Here is a 240-nt window from a genome sequence, read left to right on the forward strand (position 1 = left end):
GTCGGCTTCAACGCGATCGGCGAGACGCCGCAGGCGACGCCGGCCGGTCCGGGGGCGCTGAGCGTGCGGATGCCGCCGCGGACCGGGCCGCTGGTCGAGGCCGACCTCCGCCACGTCGCGCGGACGATCGCCCGGGCCGAGCGCGCGGCCGACGTGGTGGTCGTGCTGCCGCACTGGGGCACGCAGTACACCCACGAGCCCGTGCCCGTGCAGCGCACGGTCGCCCGTCGCCTCGTCGCG

1 protein-coding gene is annotated in these 240 nt (G+C 78.3%); it reads left to right on the forward strand.

Translation table 11 applies throughout. The features are described 5' to 3' along the window. Window positions 1–240, forward strand: a 240-nt coding sequence (locus QWY28_RS23845; RefSeq protein ID WP_300955382.1) for a CapA family protein, incomplete at both ends; no start/stop codon positions are given.

The sequence above is a fragment of the Nocardioides oceani genome, assembly GCF_030412965.1.
Classification (GTDB): Bacteria; Actinomycetota; Actinomycetes; order Propionibacteriales; family Nocardioidaceae; genus Nocardioides; species Nocardioides oceani.